A 23,392-nucleotide genomic window follows, 5' to 3' on the forward strand; every position below is an offset into this window, starting at 1 on the left:
ACCGGACCGTACGTGCCGCCATCCACGATCCGGGAGAAGCGCCGCAGTATGCCCACGCGCCACGACATTCGTAACGTCGCCATCGTCGCTCACGTCGACCACGGCAAGACCACGCTGGTCGACGCCATGCTCAAGCAGGCCGGCTCCTTCGCCGCGCACGCAGCCGAGTCCCTCGACGACCGCATGATGGACTCGAACGACCTGGAGCGTGAGAAGGGCATCACGATCCTGGCCAAGAACACGGCGGTGAAGTACCACCCCAAGGATGGCGGCGACGTCATCACCATCAACATCATCGACACCCCCGGCCACGCCGACTTCGGCGGCGAGGTCGAGCGCGGCCTGTCGATGGTGGACGCGGTCGTGCTGCTGGTGGACGCCTCCGAGGGCCCGCTGCCGCAGACCCGCTTCGTGCTGCGCAAGGCGCTGGACGCGAAGATGCCGGTCATCCTGTGCATCAACAAGACCGACCGCCCGGACTCCCGGATCGCCGAGGTCATCGACGAGACCTACGACCTGTTCCTGGACCTGGACGCGGACGAGGACCAGATCGAGTTCCCGATCGTCTACGCCTGCGCCCGTGACGGCGTCGCCTCGCTGACCAAGCCGGAGGACGGCACGGTCCCGCAGGACAGCACCAACCTGGAGCCCTTCTTCAGCACGCTGCTGGAGTCCGTCCCGGCCCCCGAGTACGACGAGTCGGCGCCCCTCCAGGCCCACGTCACCAACCTCGACGCGGACAACTTCCTCGGCCGTATCGCGCTGCTCCGCGTCGAGCAGGGTGAGCTGCGCAAGGGCCAGACCGTCGCGTGGATGAAGCGCGACGGGTCGGTCCAGAACGTGCGCATCACCGAGCTGATGATGACCGAGGCGCTCACCCGCAAGCCGGCCGAGGTGGCGGGCCCCGGTGACATCTGCGCCGTCGCCGGCATCCCCGACATCATGATCGGCGAGACGCTGGCCGACCCGGAGAACCCGGTCGCGCTGCCGCTGATCACGGTCGACGAGCCCGCCATCTCGATGACCATCGGCACCAACACCTCGCCGCTGGTCGGCCGCGGCGGCACCGGCAAGGGCGCGGACGCCAAGGCCGCGACCAAGGACCGCAAGGTCACCGCCCGCCAGGTCAAGGACCGTCTGGACCGCGAGCTGATCGGTAACGTCTCGCTGCGCGTGCTGGACACCGAGCGCCCCGACGCCTGGGAGGTGCAGGGCCGCGGTGAGCTGGCGCTGGCCATCCTGGTCGAGCAGATGCGCCGCGAGGGCTTCGAGATGACCATCGGCAAGCCGCAGGTGGTCACCAAGGAGGTCGACGGCAAGACGTACGAGCCGGTCGAGCGCATGACGATCGACGTGCCCGAGGAGCACATGGGCGCCGTCACGCAGCTCATGGGCGTCCGCAAGGGCCGGATGGACAACATGTCCAACCACGGCTCGGGCTGGGTCCGCATGGAGTTCGTCGTGCCGTCCCGCGGTCTGATCGGCTTCCGTACGGAGTTCCTGACCAACACCCGCGGCACCGGTATCGCGCACTCCATCCACGAGGGCCACGAGCCCTGGTTCGGCACGCTGACGACCCGCAACAACGGTTCGCTGGTCGCCGACCGGGCCGGCGCGGTCACCGCCTTCGCGATGACCAACCTCCAGGAGCGCGGCGTGCTCTTCGTCGAGCCCGGCACCGAGGTGTACGAGGGCATGATCGTCGGCGAGAACTCGCGCTCCGACGACATGGACGTGAACATCACCAAGGAGAAGAAGCTCACCAACATGCGCTCCTCCTCGGCCGACTCGTTCGAGGCGATCGTGCCGCCGCGCAAGCTCTCCCTGGAGCAGTCGCTGGAGTTCTGCCGCGACGACGAGTGCGTCGAGGTCACCCCGGAGGCCGTCCGTATCCGCAAGGTCGTCCTGGACCAGAAGGAGCGCGGCCGCACCGCTTCGCGCGCCAAGCGGTAACAGCGCGCCCGGCCCGGTCCGGGCCCGGTGAATTGCATAACGAGGAGCGTCCCGACGGCTTTCCGGCCGACGGGGCGCTCCTCGCTTTTTCCGCGGGTATTCCGCGAGGCTTTTCACTTGCGGTCGCGGCATGTTTTCCGTTTTGCGTGGATACATCGGGACGAAGGGGCAACAGTCCGCCCCTGCCGCCCCATAGCGGCGCCGGACCGCGTTGTGGTCGCGTAAAACCGCGATCTGCCGGCCTTTTTTCATTGATCTCCGCCAAGACGCTCGTCTAGCGTCCTTGGTGACCAAACAGCACGACATCCCGCCCGGGAATCGGGGGGCGGGGCTGTTTTATATGCGGGGAGATTTATATGCAGCACAGGGGGAAGAAGGCAGCGCTCGCGGCGGCGGCGTGCGGCATGGCCGTGGTGCTGGGCACCGAGCCGGCCTCGGCGGCGATCAAGCCCGGCTCCACGGAGACGGCGGCGATCAGCACCCCGAACAACTCGATCACGACCAGCCTCGCGGGGGTCGACCACCGCGGCGGCGAGGGCTGCTTGAAGACCGCGCTCTTCACGGGGCGGGTGACGTGGCACCTGGGCAAGGTCACCAAGAGCAGCATCGAGGTCAAGTCCGTTGACGTGAAGTTCCAGGGCCTGCGCGGGGCCGGGATGGGCGGCTACTACCTGGTGGGCGGCGACGGGAAGGCGGCGTGGCGGACGACGTGGCGGCCCGCGCCGTACAAGCCGAGCAAGGAAGACTCGCGGAACTACAAGATCAACAAGACGGTGGCGGCCAGCTCGGCGAAGCCGATGCAGCTGACCCTGCCGTTCACCACGGACCAGGCGCCCAGCGGTGAACCCGTCAGCTGCTACGGGCAGGGCACCTTCCTGTTCCAGTTGAAGCCGGGCAAGTACACCTCGCACGACTGACACCGGGCGGCCGGCACGCGCGTGCGGACGTGCCCGCCGGGGCGCTACGGCCCGGTGGGCACGTCACTGTGTGTGACCGCCCTCCGGGGTCCGCGCCTCCGGGCGGAAGTTGTTCGACCACTGTCCGTATTGAGAACGCCACGCGTCACAACCGGCCTCCGGGAGTCCGTTTTGCGGCTACCTGGACTGATTGATTTGTCCGGATTCCGAACGTACGGCAAACGGATGTGACCAAACCGAGACCCCTTACACGTGGTTTATGGGGCGAACGTGACTGAGACTGGGGTGCATTGAGCTCGGGTCAATGGGTCACGCGCTGTGGGGAGCGCCGACTCACGAGCAGCAGGGGCTGGTCGCTGGCTGTCAGGGGTGTCAGCTGCGGGCGGCTCCTTTCCATGAAGTGAATGGACTCATGAGGAGGCAGTCCCATGCGCGGTGCCAAGAGCGCCATCTGGGTCGCAGGTGCGATAGCCATTGCCCTGACGGCAACGGCTTGCGGTGGAAGCAGCGGAAGTTCGGGAGCCAACGCCGGATTCATCCGGGCCAACTGGGGTGACCCGCAGAACCCGCTGGAGCCTGCGAACACCAACGAGGTGCTCGGCGGCAAGGTGCTGGATCAGATCTTCATGAATCTGAAGGAGTACGACCCCAAGACGGGCGAGGCCAAGGACGCGGCCGCCGAGTCCATTGACACCACGGACGCCCAGAACTTCACCATCAAGATCAAGAAGGGGCTGAAGTTCTCCAACGGCGAGCCGCTCACGGCCAAGTCGTTCGTGGACGCCTGGAACTACGCGGCGCTGGCCACCAACAAGCAGAAGAACGCCTACTTCTTCTCGGACATCGAGGGCTACGACAAGACCTCGCCCGAGGACGGCAAGCCGACCGCCCAGACGCTTTCGGGCCTGAAGGTCGTGGACGACACCACCTTCACCGTCAAGCTCAACCAGAAGTTCTCGACCTGGCCGGTCCGCCTGGGCTACAAGGCGTTCGCGCCGCTGCCCAAGCTGTTCTTCGACAAGCACGAGGAATACCTGAAGAAGCCGGTCGGCAACGGCCCGTACGCCGTCGAGTCGTACGAGCGCGGCAAGCTGATGAAGCTGGTCCCGAACGAGCACTACGCCGGTACGCACAAGCCGAAGAACAAGGGCGTCCTGCTCCAGGTCTTCACCGACTCCAACGCCGCGTACGCCGCCCTCCAGGCCGGCAACCTCGATGTCGACGACGACATCCCGGCGGAGCAGATCAAGAACGCCAAGAACGACCTCAAGGGCAACTACCTCACCCAGCCCGCGGGTATCTACCAGGCCGTCACCTTCCCGTTCTACAAGCCCGAGTGGAACAAGCCGGGCATGGAGAAGGTCCGCAAGGGCATCTCCATGGCGATCGACCGCAAGAGCATCACGGAGAAGATCTACAACGGCACCCGTACGCCGATGGTGGACCTCACCTCCCCGGTGCTCGGCGAGGCCGGCGGTTACGACAAGAACATGTGCGGCGACGTCTGCACCTACAACCCGACCGAGGCCAAGAAGCTCATCGAAGAGGGCGGCGGCATCCCGGGCGGCAAGCTGACCATCAGCTACAACGCCGACAAGGACTCCCACAAGCAGTGGGCGGACGCGGCCTGCAACAGCATCAACGCGGCCCTCGGCAACGACAACGCGTGCGTGGGCAACCCGGTCGGCACCTTCGGCGACTTCCGCAACCAGATCACCAAGGGTGAGCTGAACGGCCCGTTCCGCGCCGGCTGGCAGATGGACTACCCGCACGTCGAGAACTTCCTCACCCCGCTGTACAAGACGGGGTCCAGCTCCAACGACGGCAAGTGGAGCAACAAGGAATTCGACAAGCTGATGGAAGACGCGGCGGCCGAGCCGGACATCAAGAAGGCCACCGACATCTACAAGCAGGCCGAGAAGCTCGTCATCCAGGACGCGGTGAACATCCCGCTCTTCTACCAGAACGGCACCGTCGGCTGGTCGGAGAAGGTCTCCGACGTCGCGCTCAACCCCTTCAGCTTCCCCGTCTTCAGCGACATCAAGCTCAAGGGCTGATCCGACGCAGCCGCCCCTGAGCGGGGCGCGCAGAAAATAACCGCTTACGGCGGCAGGGGGCAGTCGGTACCCGCACACGACGGGTCCGGCTGCTCCCGCGTCGGCGCTTTCCTGGAGGACACATGGGGCGCTACGTCATACGACGACTGCTCCAGATGGTGCCCGTCTTCATCGGCACCACTTTCTTGATCTTCGTCATGGTCTACGCGATCGGCGATCCCATCGCCGCCATGTTCGGAGACCGGACACCGGACCCGGCCACCGCCGCGGCGATCCGGGAGTCCCTGCACCTCAACGACCCGTTGTGGAGCCAGTACCTGCAATACATGGGCGGGATCTTCCAGGGCGACTTCGGTACGTCCTTCAACGGAACCCCGGTCGTGGAACTGATGGGCAACGCCTTCCCGAACACCATCAGACTGACGCTGGTCGCGTTCGTCATCGAGCTGGTGGTCGGCCTGACGCTCGGCGTCATCGCGGGCCTGCGCCGCGGGCGGCTCGTGGACACCGGCGTGCTGATCTTCACGCTGCTGGTGATCTCGATCCCGACGTTCGTCACCGGTTACGTGCTGCAGTACTTCGTCGGCGTGAAGCTCGCCTGGGCCGCACCCGCGGTCTCCATCGACGCCACCCTGGACGAACTGCTGCTGCCCGGCATCGTGCTGGCGGGTGTCTCGCTGGCCTACGTCTCCCGGCTCACCCGTACCTCGATCGCGGAGAACCTGCGCTCGGACTACATCCGCACCGCCACCGCCAAGGGCCTGCCGCGCCGCCGGGTGGTCACCGTCCACCTGCTGCGCAACTCGCTGATCCCCGTCGTCACCTTCCTCGGCACCGACATCGGCGGCCTGATGGCCGGCGCCGTCGTCACCGAGCGGATCTTCAACATCCAGGGCGTCGGCTACCAGCTCTACCAGGGCATCCTGCGGCAGAACTCGCCGACCGTGGTGGGCTTCGTGACCATCCTCGTGGTCGTCTTCCTCGCCGCCAACCTGCTCGTCGACCTGCTCTACGCGGTCCTGGACCCGAGGATCCGTTATGCCTGACACCGACACCTCCGTGCACACCCAGGCCCCCGTGGACGCGGCCGATGTCGTCAGCGTCGAGCTGAAGGCGGACAAGCCGCGCAGCCTCTGGGGCGACGCCTGGCGCGACCTGCGGCGCAACCCCGTCTTCTACATCTCCGCCGTGCTGATCCTCTTCCTGGTCGTCGTCTCGATCTGGCCGAGCCTGCTGACCAGCACCAGCCCGTACGCCTGTGACATCACCAGGTCCAAGCAGGGCGCCACCGACGGCCACCCCTTCGGCTTCAACGCCCAGGGCTGCGACGTCTACGCCCGTACCGTCTACGGCGCCCGGGCCTCGGTCGTCGTCGGCGTGTGCACGACCCTGCTCGCCGCCGCCTTCGGCTGCCTGATGGGCGGCCTGGCCGGCTTCTTCGGCGGCTGGTGGGACTCGATCCTCTCCCGGATCGGCGACATCTTCTTCGGCATCCCGATCCTCCTCGGCGGCATCGTCTTCCTGTCCGTCATCAAGGGCGGCTCGATCTTCACCGTGGTGCTGCTGATGGCGATCCTGGGCTGGCCGCAGATCGCCCGTATCGCGCGCGGCTCGGTGATCACCGCCAAGCAGCAGGACTACGTGCAGGCGGCGCGCGCCCTGGGCGCGAGCACCTCGCGCATGCTGCTGCGGCACATCACGCCCAACGCCCTGGCGCCGGTCATCGTCGTGGCCACCATCGCGCTCGGTACGTACGTCTCCCTGGAGGCCACGCTGTCGTTCCTGGGTGTCGGCCTCAAGCCGCCGACGGTCTCCTGGGGCATCGACATCTCCACCGCCGCCACGGACGTGCGCAACGCGCCGCACATGCTGCTCTACCCGGCGGGCGCCCTGAGCATCACCGTGCTGGCGTTCATCATGCTCGGCGACGCGGTGCGCGACGCCCTCGACCCCAAGCTGCGCTGAGGGAGGCGTACGTGACCACTATCTCCAAACCCGCGGACGTTCCCGCGCAGCGGACCGAGGACAAGAGCGAGGGCAACCTGCTCGAAGTCCGCGACCTGCACGTGGAGTTCCACACCCGCGACGGCGTCGTCAAGGCCGTCAACGGCGTCAACTACAGCGTCGCCGCCGGCGAGACCCTGGCGGTGCTCGGCGAGTCCGGCTCCGGCAAGTCCGTGACGGCCCAGGCGATCATGGGCATCCTCGACATGCCGCCGGCCAAGATCCCGCAGGGGGAGATCCTCTTCCGCGGGCAGGACATGCTCAAGATGTCCGGCGAGCAGCGCCGCAAGATCCGCGGCGCCAAGATCGCCATGATCTTCCAGGACGCGCTGTCCTCCCTCAACCCGGTGCTCAGCGTGGGCTACCAGCTCGGCGAGATGTTCCGGGTCCACCAGGGCCTGAGCAAGAAGGCGGCCAAGGCCAAGTCGATCGAGCTGATGGACCGGGTGAAGATCCCGGCCGCCGCGAACCGGGTGGGCGACTACCCCCACCAGTTCTCCGGCGGTATGCGCCAGCGCATCATGATCGCCATGGCGCTGGCCCTGGAGCCCGACCTGATCATCGCGGACGAGCCCACCACCGCCCTCGACGTGACCGTCCAGGCGCAGGTCATGGACCTGCTCGCGGACCTCCAGCGCGAGTTCAACATGGGCCTGATCCTGATCACCCACGACCTGGGCGTGGTCGCGGACGTCGCCGACAAGATCGCGGTGATGTACGCGGGCCGGATCGTCGAGCACGCACCCGTGCACGAGCTGTACAAGAACCCCGCGCACCCGTACACGCGCGGCCTGCTCGACTCCATCCCGCGCCTGGACCAGAAGGGCCAGGAGCTGTACGCGATCAAGGGCCTGCCGCCCAACCTGCTGAACATCCCGCCGGGTTGCGCGTTCAACCCGCGCTGCCCCAAGGCGCAGGACATCTGCCGTACGGAGGTGCCGGCGCTGCACACCGTCGCCGACGCCCGCGGCAGCGCGTGCCACTTCTGGGAGGAGACGATCAATGGCTGAGCCGAAGAACGACGCGCGGCGCGAGCCGATCCTCGAAGTCCGCAACCTGGTCAAGCACTTCCCGCTCACCCAGGGCATCCTGTTCAAGAAGCAGGTCGGCGCGGTCAAGGCCGTGGACGGCATCTCCTTCGAGCTGTACCAGGGCGAGACGCTCGGCATCGTCGGCGAGTCCGGGTGCGGCAAGTCGACGGTCGCCAAGCTGCTGATGAACCTGGAGCGGGCGACCTCCGGCGAGGTCTTCTACAAGGGCCAGGACATCACCAAGCTGTCCGGGCGCGCGCTGAAGGCCGTACGGCGCAACATCCAGATGGTGTTCCAGGACCCGTACACCTCGCTCAACCCGCGGATGACGGTCGGCGACATCATCGGCGAGCCCTTCGACATCCACCCCGAGGTAGCCCCGAAGGGCGACCGGCGCCGCAAGGTGCAGGACCTGCTGGACGTCGTCGGCCTCAACCCCGAGTACGTCAACCGCTACCCGCACCAGTTCTCCGGCGGCCAGCGCCAGCGCATCGGCATCGCCCGCGGCCTCGCGCTCAACCCGGAGATCATCATCTGCGACGAGCCGGTCTCGGCGCTGGACGTGTCCGTCCAGGCGCAGGTCATCAACCTGATGGAGAAGCTCCAGGACGAGTTCAACCTCTCCTACCTCTTCATCGCGCACGACCTGTCCATCGTCCGGCACATCTCCGACCGGGTCGGTGTCATGTACCTCGGCAAGATGGCGGAGATCGGCACGGACGAGCAGATCTACGACCACCCGACGCACCCCTACACCCAGGCGCTGCTCTCTGCCGTCCCCGTCCCTGACCCCGACGCACGCGAGGGCCGCGAGCGCATCATCCTGACCGGCGACGTCCCGTCCCCGGCCAACCCGCCGTCCGGTTGCCGGTTCCGCACCCGCTGCTGGAAGGCGCAGGACAAGTGCGCCGAGGAGATGCCGCTGCTGGCGGTCCCCGAGCGGTTCGCCGGCACGGGCTCCGCGGCCGCGCACGACTCCGCGTGCCACTTCGCGGAGGAGAAGGACGTGGTGGGAGCGGCGTAGCGGCTCCTTCGCAGTACCGCGTGAGCGCCCGGACCGGACGGTCCGGGCGCTTTCGTTCGGGGCGTGCACCGGACGTACGGCGACGCCCCTGGATGATCCACAGGCGAGGCGGAGGCGGGCGGCGCACACTGGAGGGGGAAAGGTGTAGCGCTGGGCGGGGTGAGGCCGATGAGGCGCCACGGCAGGACAGGTACCGCCGCGCTGCTCGCGGGAGCGGCGGCGATGGCCGCGCTGAGCGGCTGCGACACGTCCGGCGGAGACCGGCCGGGCGGGGCCGGACCGACGGTCACCCACACACGTACGGTCACCGGTGAACCGGCGCCCGAGTCCTCCGGCAGCGGCACCGGGCAGGGGCCCGGCACCACCCCGGAGGAGACGGCCACCGAACGGGACGCCGCCTCCGTCGTCGAGGACTACTACGCCGCCGTCAACGCCCGCGACTACCGCCGCGCCTGGGACCTCGGCGGCAAAAACCTCAACGGCTCCTACGACGCCTTCGTGGCAGGCTTCGCGGACACCGCGCACGACACCGTCCGCGTCGTCGGAGCGAGCGGCGGCACGGTCACGGTGACCCTCGAAGCCGAGCAGCGGGACGGGTCGGTGCGGTCCTTCGCCGGTACGTACACGGTCCGGGGCGGGACCATCACCGCCGCCGACATACGGGCGGTGCCCGGCCCGTCGCCGAGCAGCGGGGGCGGGACCGGGTCTTCCTACCCTCCAGGGCCGTCGGCCGGCATACCCGATGTGGACTGCTCCGACCTGCCCGGTCCCGTCTACGTGGGCCCCTCGGACCCGCACCGCCTGGACCGGGACGGTGACGGCATCGGGTGCGAACCGTACGACAAGTGACCCGCACGTCCGCAGCTGCCTCGGAAGATCGCTCGTACGGGGGGTTCTGGGACGTGTTGCGGCCGGACGGCCGGTGGCGGGGCGCGGGAGGTGCCAGGTTGGGGCCGGTAGGCCGGGCGGGCGGACGCCCGGGGCCGCAGCTCTGAGGAGGCAGCTCGTTGCGCGGAGCCTTGCGCGTCGGTTCGGCGTTCTTCGCGGCCACCGCGGTCGCCCTTGCGGCCGCCGCGTGTGGCGGTGGCGACCAGGACCCCAGTGTCGTACGGGCGTCCTGGGGCGATCCGCAGAATCCGGTGGAGCCGGCCAATACCACCGACGTGCAGGGCGGCAAGGTGATGGACCTGGCTTTCCGGGGGCTCAAGCGGTACAACCCGCGGACCGCCGTACCCGAGAACATGGTCGCCGAGTCGGTCGAATCCTCCGACGCGCGGAATTTCACCGTGAAGATCAAGCCGGGCTGGTCCTTCAACAACGGTGAGAAGCTGACGGCGCGTTCCTTCGTCGATGCCTGGAATTACGGGGCCCTGGTAAGCAACCGGCAGCAGGGCGCGCCTTTTTTCAGCTATGTGGAGGGGTACGAGGAGGTGCACCCGGAGGGGACGGGCGCCAAACCCACGGCGCGGACGATGCGCGGGCTTCGGGTGCGGGACGAGCTGACCTTCACGGTGCGGCTGAACCAGAAATTCGGCCGGTGGCCTGACATGCTGGGCTACAACGCTTTCCTGCCCTTGCCGCGGTCTTTCTTCACCGATCACGAAGGATGGCTGGCGAAGCCCGTCGGCAACGGCCCGTATGCCGTGCAGTCGTACGCCAAGGGCGGGATCATGCGGCTGCGGACGTGGCGGGGATATCCCGGCCCGGACAAGGCGAAGAACGGCGGGGTGGACCTCCAGGTCTATACGGACAACGACACCGCTTACACCGATTTGATGGCGGGGAACCTGGACCTCGTGGACGATGTGCCGGCCACGCAGCTCAAGCATGTGCACAAGGACCTGGCGGGGCGGTACATCAACCAGCCGGCGGGCATCATCCAGACGCTGTCGTTCCCGATGTACGACGCGAAATGGAACAAGCCCGGGGTGGAAAAGGTCCGGCGGGGCATCTCCATGGCCGTCAACCGGCCGGCGATCACCCGGCAGATCTTCCGGGGGACGCGTACGCCGGCCACCGACTGGACCGCGATGGCGCTGGGGGAGCCCGGCGGATACCGGGCGGGCCTGTGCGGGGCGGCGTGCACGTACGATCCCGCGGCGGCCAGGAAGCTGGTCGCCGAGGGGGGCGGCATTCCCGGCGGCGCGATGAAGGTGACGTACAACGCCGACACCGGGTCGCACAAATTGTGGGTGGACGCGCTGTGCAACAGCGTCAACAAGGCGCTGGAGCGGCATGTGTGCGACGGAAATCCGATGGGGACCTTCGCCGACTACCGGGGCAGGGTCACCGGAAAGAAGATGAGCGGGCCGTACCGGGCCGGCTGGCAGATGGACTATCCGCTGATTCAGACGTTTCTGCAGAGCCAGTACTTCACCGGCGCTTCGTCCAACGACTCGGGCTGGAGCAACAAGGACTTCGACCGGCTGGTGAGCCGGGCGAACGCGGAGAGCGGGCAGCGGCAGGTGAACGACACCTATCATCAGGCCGAGCGGATTCTCGCCCGGGAGATGCCCGCCATCCCGCTCTGGTACCAGAACGGGAGCGGCGGGTATTCCGACCGGGTGGAGCATGTCGCCCTGAATCCTTTCAGTGTTCCGGTGTACGACCAGATCACCATCAAGGACTGAGGGCGGGCGGCGGGCCATGGGACGTTATGTGATCCGGCGGTTGCTCCAGATGGTGCCGGTTTTCGTCGGTGCCACCCTGCTGATTTTCGTGATGGTGTACGCGCTCGGCGACCCGGTCGCCGCGCTGTCCGGCGACCGCGCGCCCGATCCGGCGACCGCCGCGCAGATCCGCCGCGAACTCCATTTGGACCGGCCGCTGTGGCAGCAGTACCTCCTGTACATGGGGCAGATTTTCAGCGGGAATTTCGGCACCACTTTCGACGGCCAGCAGGTCCTGGACAAGATGGCCACCGCCTTTCCCGTCACCCTGCGGCTGACCGCCGTCGCCATCGTCGTGGAGATCGTGGTGGGGGTGACGCTCGGGGTGCTCAGCGGGCTGCGGCGGGGGCGGCTGCTGGATTCCGGGGTGCTGGTGCTGACGCTGGTCGTGGTGTCCGTGCCGACGTTCGTCAGCGGGTACGTGCTCCAGTACCTGCTGGGCGTGAAGTGGGCGTGGGTGCGCCCCGCGGTCGCACCGGGCGCCCCTCTGGACGAACTGCTGCTCCCCGGCTGCGTGCTGGCGCTGGTGTCGCTGGCGTACGTCACCCGGCTCACCCGTACCTCGATCGCGGAGAACGCCCGCGCCGACTACGTCCGTACGGCCGTCGCCAAGGGCCTGCCGCGGCGGCGGATCGTGGTGCGGCACCTGCTGCGCAACTCGCTCATCCCGGTGGTCACCTTCATCGGCGCCGACGTCGGCACCCTGATGGGCGGCGCGGTGGTCACCGAGCGGATCTTCAACGTGCACGGTGTCGGCTACGAGCTGTACCAGGGCATCGTCCGCCAGAACTCACCGACCGTCGTCGGCTTCGTGACCGTCCTGGTCATCGTCTTCCTGCTGGCGAACCTGGTCGTCGACCTCCTGTACGCCGTGCTCGACCCGAGGATCCGCTATGCCTGAGCCCCTGCCGCCCGAGCGCCCGGAGCCGTTCCCGCCGCCGGGCGCCGACGTGCCGCTGCCGGGCGGCGCGGTGCCGGTGCCCGCCGCCCGCGCCCGCAGCCTGTGGTCGGACGCCTGGCACGACCTGCGCCGCAACCCCGTCTTCGTCGTCTCCGGGCTGCTGATCGTCTTCTTCGTCCTGATCGCCGTCCGGCCGTCCCTGCTGACCGGCACCGACCCGCTCGACTGCGACATCACGATGTCCCAGGAGGGCTCGCGGGCCGGCCACCCCTTCGGCTTCGACACCCAGGGCTGCGACGTGTTCGCGCGGACGGTGTACGGGGCCCGCGCCTCCGTCACGGTCGGCGTCTGCGCCACGGCAGGGGCCGCGCTGCTCGGCGGGGTGCTGGGCGGCCTGGCCGGGTTCTTCGGCGGCTGGTGGGACGCGTTGCTCTCGCGGATCGCGGACATGTTCTTCGCCATTCCGATGCTGCTGGGCGGGCTGGTCTTCCTGTCCGTGGTGCCGTCGGGTTCGGTGTGGCCGGTCGTCGGGTTCATCGTGCTGCTGGGCTGGCCGCAGCTCGCGCGTATCGCCCGCGGCTCCGTACTGACCGTCAAACAGGCCGACTTCGTGCAGGCGGCGCGGGCGCTGGGGGCCGGCAACGGCCGTCTGCTGCTGCGGCACCTGGCGCCCAACGCGGTCGCGCCGGTGATCGTCGTGGCGACCATCGCCCTGGGCACGTACATCGCGCTGGAGGCGACGCTGTCCTACCTGGGCGTGGGGCTCAAGCCGCCGACCGTCTCCTGGGGCATCGACATCTCCGAGGCGTCCAAGCAGGTCCGCAACGCGCCGCACATGCTGCTGTGGCCGGCGGGCGCGCTGAGTCTGACGGTGCTCGCGTTCATCATGCTCGGCGACGCGGTACGCGACGCCCTCGACCCCAAGTTGCGCTGAGGAGACGGTGGATGACGGCTGAGGGGACGCGGGGGGCCGGTGCGGGACCCGCGGGCGGTGGCGCGCTGCTGGAGGTCCGCGACCTGAAAGTGGAGTTCCGTACGCGGGACGGGGTGGCGCACGCGGTCAACGGGGTCGGCTACCGGGTGGACGCGGGCGAGACGCTGGCCGTGCTGGGGGAGTCCGGCTCCGGCAAGTCGGTGACCGCGCAGGCGGTGATGGGCATCCTCGACACGCCGCCCGGCTACGTCACCGGCGGCGAGATCCTCTTCCGGGGGCGGGACCTGCTGCGGCTGGGCGCCGAGGAGCGGCGCAGGGTGCGGGGCGCGCACCTGGCGATGATCTTCCAGGATGCGCTGTCGGCGCTCAACCCGGTGCTGACGGTGGGGGCGCAGCTCGGGGAGATGTTCGAGGTGCACAGGGGCGCGTCGCGGAAGGCGGCGCGGGCCCGCGCGGTCGAGCTGATGGACCGGGTGCGCATCCCGGCCGCCCGCAGCCGGGTGGGCGACTATCCGCACCAGTTCAGCGGCGGTATGCGCCAGCGCATCATGATCGCCATGGCGCTGGCCCTGGAGCCGGACCTGATCATCGCGGACGAGCCGACGACGGCCCTCGACGTGACGGTCCAGGCGCAGGTCATGGACCTGCTGGCGGAGCTGCGCCGGGAGTACGCCATGGGGCTGGTGCTGATCACCCACGACCTGGGGGTGGTCGCGGACGTCGCCGACCGGATCGCCGTGATGTACGCGGGCCGCATCGTGGAGACCGCCCCCGTCCGCGACCTCTACCGGGCGCCCGCCCACCCGTACACGCGCGGCCTGCTCGACTCCATCCCGCGCCTGGACCACAAGGGCCGGGAACTGTACGCGATCAAGGGCCTGCCGCCCAGCCTGACCGCGATCCCGCCGGGCTGCCCCTTCCACCCGCGCTGCCCGAAGGCCCGGGACGTCTGCCGTACGGACCGGCCGCCGCTGTTCGACGTGGCGCCGGGCCGGACCAGCGCCTGCCACTTCTGGGAGGAGACCGTCAGTGAGCAAGGAGGCGCGCGTGAGCGCTGAGCCGGGCGGCGCCGCGGGGGAGCCGGTCCTCGACGTGCGGGAGCTGGCCAAGCACTATCCGCTGACGCGGGGCGTCGTGCTGCGCAAGCAGGTCGGCGCGGTCAAGGCGGTGGACACCGTCTCCTTCGTCCTGCGCAAGGGGGAGACGCTCGGCATCGTCGGCGAGTCCGGGTGCGGCAAGTCGACGGTCGCCAAGCTGCTGGTCGGGCTGGAGAAGCCGACGGGCGGCCGGATCCTGTACCGGGGCGAGGACGTCACCAAGCTGTCGGGGCGCGCGTTGAAGGCCGTGCGCCGCAACATCCAGATGGTGTTCCAGGACCCGTACACCTCCCTGAACCCGCGGATGACGGTCGGCGACATCATCGGCGAGCCGTACGACATCCACCCGGAGGTGGCCCCGAAGGGCGACCGGCGCAAGAAGGTTCAGGAGCTGCTGGACGTCGTCGGCCTCAACCCCGAGTACGTCAACCGCTACCCGCACCAGTTCTCCGGCGGCCAGCGGCAGCGCATCGGCATCGCGCGGGGGCTGGCGCTGCGCCCGGAAATCATCGTTGCCGACGAGCCGGTCTCGGCGCTGGACGTGTCTGTCCAGGCGCAGGTCGTCAACCTGCTGGAACGCCTCCAGGACGAGTTCGACCTGTCGTACGTCTTCATCGCGCACGACCTGTCGGTCGTGCGGCACATCTCCGACCGGGTCGCGGTGATGTACCTCGGCCGCTTCGCCGAAGTCGGCACGGAGGAGGAGATCTACGGGCATCCGACCCACCCGTACACCCAGGCCCTGCTCTCCGCCGTGCCCGTGCCCGACCCCGAGGCGCGCGACCGGCGCGAGCGCATCCTGCTGACGGGGGATGTGCCCTCGCCGGCCGACCCGCCGTCCGGCTGCCGCTTCCGCACCCGGTGCTGGAAGGCGCGGGAGCGCTGCGCGCTGGAAGTGCCGCCGCTGGCCGTACCGGAAGGGTTCGAGGGTGTGCCGGGGCCCGCCCGGCACGACTCCGCGTGTCACTTCGCGGAGGAACGGCAGGTGGTGCCGGGCGGGTGACGGGTCGCGCCGTCCGCAGTCGGGGCGTCAGCTTCCGAAGGGCATGTCAGCTTCCGAAGGGCACGTCGCGGTTGGTCGCCATGCGCCGGTCGGCCGGGTGCCCGGCGATGTAATCGGTGACCGAGGACAGCGCCTCCTTGACGGAGGACTCGTCGGTGCCGCAGCCGCCGCGCCACTTGGACGTGCCGTCCGGGTAACAGGCGGCCCGCAGCCCGTAGATGAGGCCGTCGGCGTCGGCTCCGCCGGACGCGTACGGTGCCAGCAGCTTGGCGACGTGCTTCCCGTCACCCGTGCCGGCCGTCCAGCCGGCCGTCGAGCCGAGTTCCTTACGGTCCCGGGCCTTCGCACCGGCCCGGAGTTCGGACGTGACGGTGCGGGCGTTGAGCGAGAGGCTGAACAGGCCCTTGTCCATCACGCGCTGCTTCTCGGGGATGTCCGCGCCGTGGTCGGCGAACGTCTTGGCCACGTCAGCGGCGTTCCCGCTGAGCCCGATCCCCTCGACCGGCCGCAGGCCGCCGGACGTGACGTCCTTCCAGCCGGTGCCGCCCTCGGTGCCGTAGAACCCGTAGAGCACCCGGACGCCCTGCTTCTCGACCGTGCGGCGGGCCAGGTCGCGGAGCGCCGCGACCGAGCAGTGCCGCCACTTGGGGGCGTCGCTGCGGCAGTGATCCGGGTTCTTGATGTCCAGCCACACGAAGTTGACGTTCCCGCCCTCGGCGCGCCGCTGGGCGATGCGCTTGAGCATGGTCTCCATCGGGTCACCGGCGCTGGTGGGGGTGCCGTCGTGATCCGCCCGCCAGCCCTTCTTCCAGGCGGTGGCGTCGATCTCGACGGCGTTGGCGCCGTGCCGCAGCGCCGTGTCCACGCCGCCGGCGGTCAGCACCCGGTGGGCTATCGCGTAGGTGGGGCGCGGTGCGGCGTGCTGCGGGGTGGTGGCGGCAGCGGCGGCCGGGGTGCCCGCGCAGAGGAGCGTCAGGGCTCCGGTGGCGGCCAGGAGGGGACCACGGGCGCGGGTCCGGGCCGGAAAGCGGTGAGCCATGTGTGTCATGTGTCCTTTTGTGGGTCCAGTGCCTCCCCGGCACCTGCCCCGGACGGCCGGTCCGACACCGGAGGAGGGGCCCGGCCCCCGGTCGTTCAGGAATCCTCCCCGGCCGCCTCCGGCCCGGGTGCCGCGTCCTCGATCGCCGCCAGCGCCGGGTCCAGCACGATGTCCGCGTCCCGCGCCGCCGTCGTCGGCTCCTCCGGGAAGTGGCAGGCCGTCACGTGGCCGGACGTGTTGCCGGCGAGCTGCACCAGCGGCGGTTCCTCGTCCGCGCACTTCTCCCGCGCCTTCCAGCACCGGGTACGGAACCGGCAGCCGGACGGCGGGTCGATCGGCGAGGGCACGTCACCGGCCAGCCGGATGCGCTCGCGGTCGTGCTCCTGCTCCTGCGCCTCCAGCAGCCTGGCCTCCGGCACCGCGGAGAGCAGGGCGTGGGTGTACGGATGTCGCGGCCGCTGGTAGATCGACTCCCGGTCACCGACCTCGACGATCTTGCCCAGGTACATCACCGCGACCCGCTGGCTGAAGTGCCGCACGATCGCCAGGTCGTGCGCGATGAAGAGGAAAGCGATGTTCAGCTCGCGCTGCAACTCCTGGAGCAGATTGACCACTTGGGCCTGGATCGAGACGTCCAGCGCGGAGACCGGCTCGTCCGCCACGATCAGCTTCGGCTCCAGGGCCAGGGCGCGGGCGACGCCGATGCGCTGGCGCTGGCCGCCGGAGAACTCGTGCGGGAAGCGGTTGTAGTGCTCCGGGTTGAGGCCGACGATCTCCAGCAGCTCGCGCACCCGGTTCTCCCGGCCGCCCGCGGGCTCGATGCCGTTGATCTCCATCGGGCCGCCGACGATCGTGCCGACCGTCTGCCGCGGGTTGAGCGACGAGTACGGGTCCTGGAAGATCATCTGGATCTCGGAGCGGACCGGGGCCAGCTCCTTGCGGCCGGCGTGGGTGATGTCCCGGCCCCGGTAGGTGATCGTGCCGGCGGTCGGCTCCAGCAGGCGGGTCAGCAGCCGCCCGGTGGTGGACTTGCCGCACCCCGACTCGCCGACCAGGCCGAACGTCTCGCCCGCGTGCACGGTCAGGTCGATGCCGTCCACCGCCTGCACCGCGCCGATCCGGCGCTTGAACGGAAACCCGGCCATGATCGGGAAGTGCTTGGTCAGGCCCTTGGCGGTCAGCAGCACCTCACCGGGCCCGGCGGCGGCCGGACGGGGAGCGGGAACGACGACGTCTTCGGGTGCGTTCATGGTGGTCGCTCTCCTAGCCCAGCCGGGGCTTGATCTGCTCGGTGAACAGGGTGTGTTTCTGCTCGGGGCTCAGGTGGCAGGCCGCGGAGCGGCCCGGGGCCAGCGCCGGGCGCTCCTCCTGGCAGCGGGCGCCGCCGACCTCGGCGGGAAAGGCGCAGCGCGGGTGGAAGGGGCAGCCCGACGGCGGTTCGAGCAGGCTGGGCGGCGCGCCGGGGATCGGCGTCAGCGGCTCCTCCACGCTCGCCGACAGCCGCGGCATCGAGCCCAGCAGGCCCCAGGTGTACGGGTGTTGCGGCTCGGTGAGGATCTCCTTGACGGTGCCGCGCTCCACGGCCCGCCCTGCGTACATCACCAGCAGCTCGTCGGCGGTGTTGGCGACCACCCCGAGGTCGTGGGTGATCAGGATGATGGCGGAGCCGAACTCCTGCTGGAGGTCCTTGAGCAGGTCCAGGATCTGCGCCTGCACGGTCACGTCCAGCGCCGTCGTCGGCTCGTCGGCGATCAGCAGGGACGGGTTGCACACCAGCGCCATGGCGATCATGGCGCGCTGCCGCATGCCGCCGGAGAACTGGTGCGGGTAGTCGTCCACCCGCAGCGACGGCTGCGGGATGCCCACCTTGGCCAGCATCTCGACGGCGCGCTGCCGGCCCTCGCGCTTGCTCGCGCCGGTGTGCTTGACGAACGGCTCGGCGATCTGCCGGCCCACCGTGTAGTACGGCGACAGCGACGTCAGCGGATCCTGGAAGATCATCGCCATCTTGTTGCCGCGCAGCTTCTCCAGGTCCTTCTCCCGGGCGCCGGTCAGCTCGTCGCCGTCGAGCAGGATCTCGCCCGCGATCTTCGTGTAGTTGGGGCTGTGCAGCCCCAGGATGGCGAGGTTGGTCACCGACTTGCCGGAGCCGGACTCGCCCACGATGCCGAGGGTGCGGCCGCGCTCCAGGTCGAAGGAGAGGTCGTCGACCGCCTTGACGATGCCGTCCTCGGTGGCGAACTGCACGTACAGGTCGCGTACGGAAAGGAAGGGGCCGGACCCGGCCGGGGCCGGTGCGCCCGCGGGCTGGGGGAGTGTGGTCACGGGTCTCTCCTAGGACAGCCGCACGCGCGGGTCGATGAACGCGTAGCAGGCGTCCACCACGATGTTGAAGAGGATGATGAAGGTCGCGGCGAACAGCATCACGCCCATGGTCATGGGCAGGTCGGTGTTCTGCACCGACTTCACGGCGAGGGTGCCCAGGCCCGGCAGCGCGAAGGTGTATTCGGTGATCATGGCGCCACCGAACAGGGAGCCCAGGTCGATGCCGAAAATGGTGACGATGGGAATGAGGGAGCCGCGCCAGGCGTAACGGAAGAAGACCCGGCGGGACGCCATTCCCTTGGCCCGCGCGGTCCGTACGTGGTCCTCCTGGAGTTGTTCGATCATCGACGAGCGCGCCATACGCGTGTACTGCGCGGTGAAGATGATGGACAGCACGCACCAGGGAATGATCAGCCCCAGGAACCAGCCCGCCGGGTCCTCGGTGATCGGCACGTATTTCGGCTGGCCGAACCAGCCGAGGTTGTACACGAGCAGCGCGAGCACGATCGGCCCGACGAAATAGATCTGCATCGAGGAGAGCACCAGCGACGCCGAGCTGAAGATCTTGTCAATGATCTTGCCCTGCTTCCAGGCCGCGATCATTCCGGTGCCGACGCCGACCGTCAGGAACACCGCGGCGGCGCCGACGGTCAGGGAGACCGTGGTCGGGAATCGGTCCACGATCGTGTCCCAGACGGGGTCGCCGTTGGCGAACGAATAACCGAAGCACGGGGCCGGGCAGGCGCCTTGGGCGAAATCCCGTCCGGTGACGATGCCGGACATGAATTCCCAGTACTGGACCGGGACCGGCTTGTCGAGCCCGAGGTTCTTGTGGATCAGTGCGATGGCGTCGGGCGTGCAGTTCTTTCCGCAGGACAGCAGCGCGGGATCCCGGGGGGCGGCGAAGAAGAGGAAGAACGTGAACGCGCTGATGATCAGCAGGATCACGATCGCGCCGATGGACCGGCGGAAGAGGAAACGAAGCATGGCAGTCGCAGCTCTCGTGGGCAGCCAGAGGGTCGGGGGGCGCCGGGCCCGGTGCGCCCGTCCGCGGGTGACGGGCACACCGGGCGCCGCGGTACACGGCGCGAGGGCGCCGGGGCGCCGGCTCCGCTACTTCTTCACGTACAGCTTGGTCGGGTCCACGGAGCTGATGATGTCGTTGTTGACGACGCCGCCGACCTTGGAACCGTGCAGCTGGACCTGCTTGTAGTAGAAGGTCGGCAGCTGCGGCAGGTCCTGCTTGAGGATCTTCTCGCCGAGCGCGAACCAGTCGTGCGCGGCCTTCTTCTGGTCGGTCAGCTGGGAGATCCGGTCGATCTCCTTGTTGACCTCGGGGTTGTTGTAGTGCGAGTAGTTCGGCGCGTTGTCCTGGATCTGCCGGCCGTCGTAGACCGGCGGGATCACGGTCAGCGAGCTGGGCCAGTCGGCGCCCCACGCGGAGGGGTAGATGTCGAAGTCGTTGTCGACCTTGCCGATGATGTCGTAGTACGTGTCCGACGGCAGGTCCTTGTTCTGCACGTCGAAGCCGGCCTTGCGCAGGTTGTCGGCGACCGCGACCGAGTACTTCTGCGGCTCCGGCGCGTTGGTGTACGCGAAGGTCAGCTTCATGCCGACCTTGCCGGCCTCCTTGAGCAGCTGCTTGGCCTTCTCGACGTCGCCCATCGGCTTCTTGAGCTTGCCGTACGGGTCGATGTCCTTGTGGCCGGTGAGCGTCGGGCTGATGTAGCTGCCCGCCAGTTCGCCGCCGCCCGGCGTGCCGTAGGCGTCCAGGATGGCCTGGATGGGGATCGCGTAGGCGATGGCCTCGCGGACCTTCTTGTCCTTGAGGCGCTTCATGTTGAAGTTGATGACGCCGACGTAGGGCTGGTAGCCGGAGGTGGAGCGCTTCTTGACGTCCGGCTCGTTGGCCACCTGCTGGAGGCTGGCGGCGTCGACCTGGTTGTTGAAGCTGATGGCCGTCTTGTTGTCGGCGCTGTCGGACATCAGGCGCTGCGTCGAGTCGGGGAAGGAGACGCCGAACTGGATGTCGAACCGGTCGACGTACTGGTGGCGGACGATGTCGGTCTTCGGGTCCCAGTTGGTGTTCCTGACCAGCGTCACCCCCTTGCCGGACTTGAACGACCCCTTCTGGATCTTGTACGGGCCCGAGGCGACCGGCGCCTTGTCGTACTTCTCCTTGGTGTCGCCCTTCTCCGGCACGACGCCGTACCCCGCCATGGCCAGCGCGTACGGGAGGTCGCCGACCGGCTTCTTGAAGTGGAAGCGGATGGTGCTGTCGTCCGGTGTCTCCAGCACGCTGTCGGGCAGGTGCTTGCCGCCGTACGGGCCGCCCGGCAGCAGCTTGCGGTACTCGTTGCCCTCGGCGTCGGCCAGCCAGCGCTGCACGTACGTCGGGCCGTTGGAGATGAAGTCGGCGAAGGTCCGCTCGAAGGTGTGCCGTACGTCCTTCGCGGTGATCGGCGAGCCGTCCTCGAACTTCAGGCCCTTCTTGAGGGTGTACGACCAGGTCCGGCCGCCGTCCGTGGACTTGCCGCTGTCCGTCGCCAGGTCGCCGACGACGGTGTACTTGCCCTCGTTGTCCAGGTGGTACGAGGTCAGGCGGCGGAAGATCAGCGTCGAGAAGGTGCCCTCGTCGCTGACGTAGATCTGCGCCGGGTCCAGGTGGTCGTAGGTGTCGCGCTGGTAGACCTTGATGGCGCCGCCGGACGTCGCGCCGGGCACCGCCTCGGCCGGCCCGGTGGACGCCTTGGCGTCACCGAAGGCGATCTGCGCGCGCTGGCTCTCGGCCCCCTTGCGGCCCTCGTCGTCCTGCGCCCCCTTGCCGGCCCCGCTGCTGCAGGCGGTCAGGACCAGTGCCCCCGCGGAGAGCGCCACGACGGTGGCGCGCGTTCTGTGCGTACGGACTGTGCTCATGGTGGTGGATGCACCTGCCTGTCGTAGTTCCGTAGCCGCTGCCTGACGTGTGCGGTGCTGGGGTGGCAGCACCCCCCGTGGAACACGGTTCACCGGGCGCGTTTCGGGTCGAAGGCGTCCCGGACGGAATCCCCCAGGAGGTTGAACGCGACGATGAAGACCACCATCGCGATGCCCGGGAAGAACAGATACGTGATGTCGTTGCGGTAGTAGTCGGCGGCGTTGGCGAACATCCGGCCCCAGTCGGGGGTGGGTTCGACCAGGCCGACGCCGAGGAACGAGAGGCCCGCGATCGAGGTGACGAAGTTCGGCAGCATGTACGTCGTCTGCACCAGGATCGGCGTCATGACGTTCGGCAGCAGCTCGCGCCGGATGATGCGGGCCGGGGAGGCCCCGCTGACCTTGGCGGCGTCGATGAACTCCCGTTCGCGCAGGGACAGGGTGGTGCCGCGCAGCAGCCGGGCCAGGCTCATCCAGCCCAGGAACCACAGCACCAGGATCAGGATGAGACAGCGCATCCAGGTCTCCATCGCGTCTTCGGGAGCCACGAAGATCGCGCCGACCACGGGGACGAACGCGACGAAGAAGAGCTGGTTGGGAAAGGCCATCAGCAGGTCGATGACCCGGCCGATGAGGTAGTCGACCCGCCCGCCGAAGTAACCGGCCGCCACGCCCAGCACGATGGCGGTGACGACCGAGACGGCGGTGATGGCGACCGAGAGGTAGAGCGTGGTCCGGATGCCGTAGATCAATTGCATGAAGACGTCGCGGCCGAGGGTGGGTTCGATTCCGAACCAGAACTCGCCGGAGATGCCGCCGTTGGGCTGCGCGGGATATCCGTTGACCAGCAGACCCGGGATGATCTGGCCGTACCGGGTGTACGGATCCTTGCCGTACAGTTTCGAGATCACCGGGGCGAGCAGGCCGATCAGGAAGAACGCCAGCACGACTCCGGCACTGATCACGCCGGTGCGGTCCCGTTTGAACCTGAGCCACATCAATTGGCCGGGGGAGCGGCCGACCAGTTCCCCGCTCTTACGGCCCTTTACTTTCCCCGGACCGCCGGGACCGAGCCCGGCGGGACCGGTCTGGGTTACCGCGGTCTGGGACGGACTTGTCATCGCGAAGTTCCCCCGCACCGAGTTCACTTGCAACAGGAAGCGGAGCTGGATGGCACCGCTGGTTGAGCGGACTTTTGCAAGTGATTTATGGCCCAGTCAAGAGGACGGTAAGCGCTCGCCCAGGGGGGCCGCGCTTCTTGAGCGAAGATTGCGCAGATCGACGCCACGGCGTGCTTGACAGTCGCGCCCGGTGTACGGCATGGGTGACATATCGTGCCCAACGTCTTTAACAACAAGGCAACTTGACTGTCGTCACGCCGATATACGGACGCGCCATGCTCGACAGCGTACGGCCGTGCGGGTGCCGTGAACCGGCCGGGGCGGTCCTGTGACCACCCCGGCCGGCTCCCGCCCGGCGCGCCGCCCGCCGTCTGCTGCCGCACTGTTGTACCGGTGCGGCG

19 protein-coding genes are annotated in these 23,392 nt (G+C 68.6%); 13 read left to right on the forward strand and 6 right to left on the reverse strand.

Going from position 1 to position 23,392, the window contains the following annotated elements; genetic code table 11:
- Window positions 1–48 precede the first annotated feature (48 nt).
- The 13 genes from typA to ACH4OW_RS21525 all read left to right on the forward strand — a co-directional run bounded on the left by typA (window position 49) and on the right by ACH4OW_RS21525 (window position 15,590).
- Window positions 49–1,953, forward strand: coding sequence for a translational GTPase TypA (typA, locus tag ACH4OW_RS21465; protein WP_360127684.1), 1,905 nt, complete (start codon window positions 49–51; stop codon window positions 1,951–1,953).
- 356 nt (window positions 1,954–2,309) lie between these two features.
- Entirely contained in the window at window positions 2,310–2,870 is a 561-nt protein-coding gene (locus ACH4OW_RS21470; protein WP_360127687.1) for a hypothetical protein, read from the forward strand.
- Between the two features lie 428 nt (window positions 2,871–3,298).
- Complete coding sequence (locus ACH4OW_RS21475) at window positions 3,299–4,927, forward strand: ABC transporter substrate-binding protein (RefSeq protein ID WP_360127689.1); 1,629 nt, start codon at window positions 3,299–3,301, stop codon at window positions 4,925–4,927.
- 122 nt (window positions 4,928–5,049) lie between these two features.
- On the forward strand, window positions 5,050–5,973 hold the full coding sequence (locus ACH4OW_RS21480) for an ABC transporter permease (RefSeq protein ID WP_360127692.1): 924 nt from the start codon (window positions 5,050–5,052) through the stop codon (window positions 5,971–5,973).
- The gene (locus ACH4OW_RS21485) at window positions 5,966–6,892 is read left to right on the forward strand and encodes an ABC transporter permease (protein ID WP_360127694.1); all 927 of its coding nucleotides are present in this window, start codon (window positions 5,966–5,968) and stop codon (window positions 6,890–6,892) included. The genes ACH4OW_RS21480 and ACH4OW_RS21485 overlap by 8 nt, the downstream gene beginning before the upstream one ends.
- A gap of 11 nt (window positions 6,893–6,903) precedes the next feature.
- On the forward strand, window positions 6,904–7,941 hold the full coding sequence (locus ACH4OW_RS21490) for an ABC transporter ATP-binding protein (protein WP_398029645.1): 1,038 nt from the start codon (window positions 6,904–6,906) through the stop codon (window positions 7,939–7,941).
- On the forward strand, window positions 7,934–8,986 hold the full coding sequence (locus ACH4OW_RS21495; RefSeq protein ID WP_360127699.1) for a dipeptide ABC transporter ATP-binding protein: 1,053 nt from the start codon (window positions 7,934–7,936) through the stop codon (window positions 8,984–8,986). The genes ACH4OW_RS21490 and ACH4OW_RS21495 overlap by 8 nt, the downstream gene beginning before the upstream one ends.
- A 168-nt stretch (window positions 8,987–9,154) precedes the next feature.
- Complete coding sequence (locus ACH4OW_RS21500) at window positions 9,155–9,835, forward strand: excalibur calcium-binding domain-containing protein (RefSeq protein ID WP_398029648.1); 681 nt, start codon at window positions 9,155–9,157, stop codon at window positions 9,833–9,835.
- A 158-nt stretch (window positions 9,836–9,993) separates the two neighbouring features.
- Window positions 9,994–11,616: an ABC transporter substrate-binding protein gene (locus ACH4OW_RS21505; RefSeq protein WP_398029650.1), complete on the forward strand. Its 1,623-nt coding sequence runs from the start codon at window positions 9,994–9,996 to the stop codon at window positions 11,614–11,616.
- A gap of 16 nt (window positions 11,617–11,632) precedes the next feature.
- A complete protein-coding gene (locus tag ACH4OW_RS21510; protein WP_360127708.1) occupies window positions 11,633–12,556 on the forward strand; it encodes an ABC transporter permease in 924 nt (307 codons plus the stop codon).
- Window positions 12,549–13,490 (forward strand): ABC transporter permease, encoded by a 942-nt coding sequence (locus ACH4OW_RS21515; protein WP_360127711.1) that lies wholly within the window; start codon window positions 12,549–12,551, stop codon window positions 13,488–13,490. The genes ACH4OW_RS21510 and ACH4OW_RS21515 overlap by 8 nt, the downstream gene beginning before the upstream one ends.
- Before the next feature lie 11 nt (window positions 13,491–13,501).
- Window positions 13,502–14,548: an ABC transporter ATP-binding protein gene (locus ACH4OW_RS21520; protein ID WP_398029652.1), complete on the forward strand. Its 1,047-nt coding sequence runs from the start codon at window positions 13,502–13,504 to the stop codon at window positions 14,546–14,548.
- Window positions 14,538–15,590, forward strand: coding sequence for an ABC transporter ATP-binding protein (locus ACH4OW_RS21525; RefSeq protein ID WP_398029654.1), 1,053 nt, complete (start codon window positions 14,538–14,540; stop codon window positions 15,588–15,590). Before ACH4OW_RS21520 ends, ACH4OW_RS21525 begins: the two co-directional genes overlap by 11 nt.
- Before the next feature lie 46 nt (window positions 15,591–15,636).
- Here the strand turns inward: ACH4OW_RS21525 and ACH4OW_RS21530 are convergent, their stop codons facing one another.
- The 6 genes from ACH4OW_RS21530 to ACH4OW_RS21555 all read right to left on the reverse strand — a co-directional run bounded on the left by ACH4OW_RS21530 (window position 15,637) and on the right by ACH4OW_RS21555 (window position 22,991).
- Window positions 15,637–16,638, reverse strand: a complete 1,002-nt coding sequence (locus ACH4OW_RS21530; protein WP_398029656.1) for a phospholipase — start codon at window positions 16,636–16,638, stop codon at window positions 15,637–15,639.
- Window positions 16,639–16,724: 86 nt separating this feature from the next.
- Window positions 16,725–17,879 (reverse strand): ABC transporter ATP-binding protein, encoded by a 1,155-nt coding sequence (locus tag ACH4OW_RS21535; RefSeq protein WP_398029658.1) that lies wholly within the window; start codon window positions 17,877–17,879, stop codon window positions 16,725–16,727.
- A 13-nt stretch (window positions 17,880–17,892) separates the two neighbouring features.
- On the reverse strand, window positions 17,893–18,954 hold the full coding sequence (locus ACH4OW_RS21540) for an ABC transporter ATP-binding protein (protein WP_360127726.1): 1,062 nt from the start codon (window positions 18,952–18,954) through the stop codon (window positions 17,893–17,895).
- A 9-nt stretch (window positions 18,955–18,963) separates the two neighbouring features.
- Entirely contained in the window at window positions 18,964–19,941 is a 978-nt protein-coding gene (locus ACH4OW_RS21545; RefSeq protein ID WP_360127729.1) for an ABC transporter permease, read from the reverse strand.
- A 126-nt stretch (window positions 19,942–20,067) separates the two neighbouring features.
- The gene (locus ACH4OW_RS21550) at window positions 20,068–21,870 is read right to left on the reverse strand and encodes an ABC transporter substrate-binding protein (protein ID WP_360127732.1); all 1,803 of its coding nucleotides are present in this window, start codon (window positions 21,868–21,870) and stop codon (window positions 20,068–20,070) included.
- A gap of 89 nt (window positions 21,871–21,959) precedes the next feature.
- Window positions 21,960–22,991, reverse strand: coding sequence for an ABC transporter permease (locus ACH4OW_RS21555; RefSeq protein WP_360127735.1), 1,032 nt, complete (start codon window positions 22,989–22,991; stop codon window positions 21,960–21,962).
- Window positions 22,992–23,392 lie beyond the last annotated feature (401 nt).

The sequence above is a fragment of the Streptomyces sp. NPDC017056 genome (genome assembly GCF_044332485.1).
In the GTDB taxonomy this organism is placed as follows: domain Bacteria; phylum Actinomycetota; class Actinomycetes; order Streptomycetales; family Streptomycetaceae; genus Streptomyces.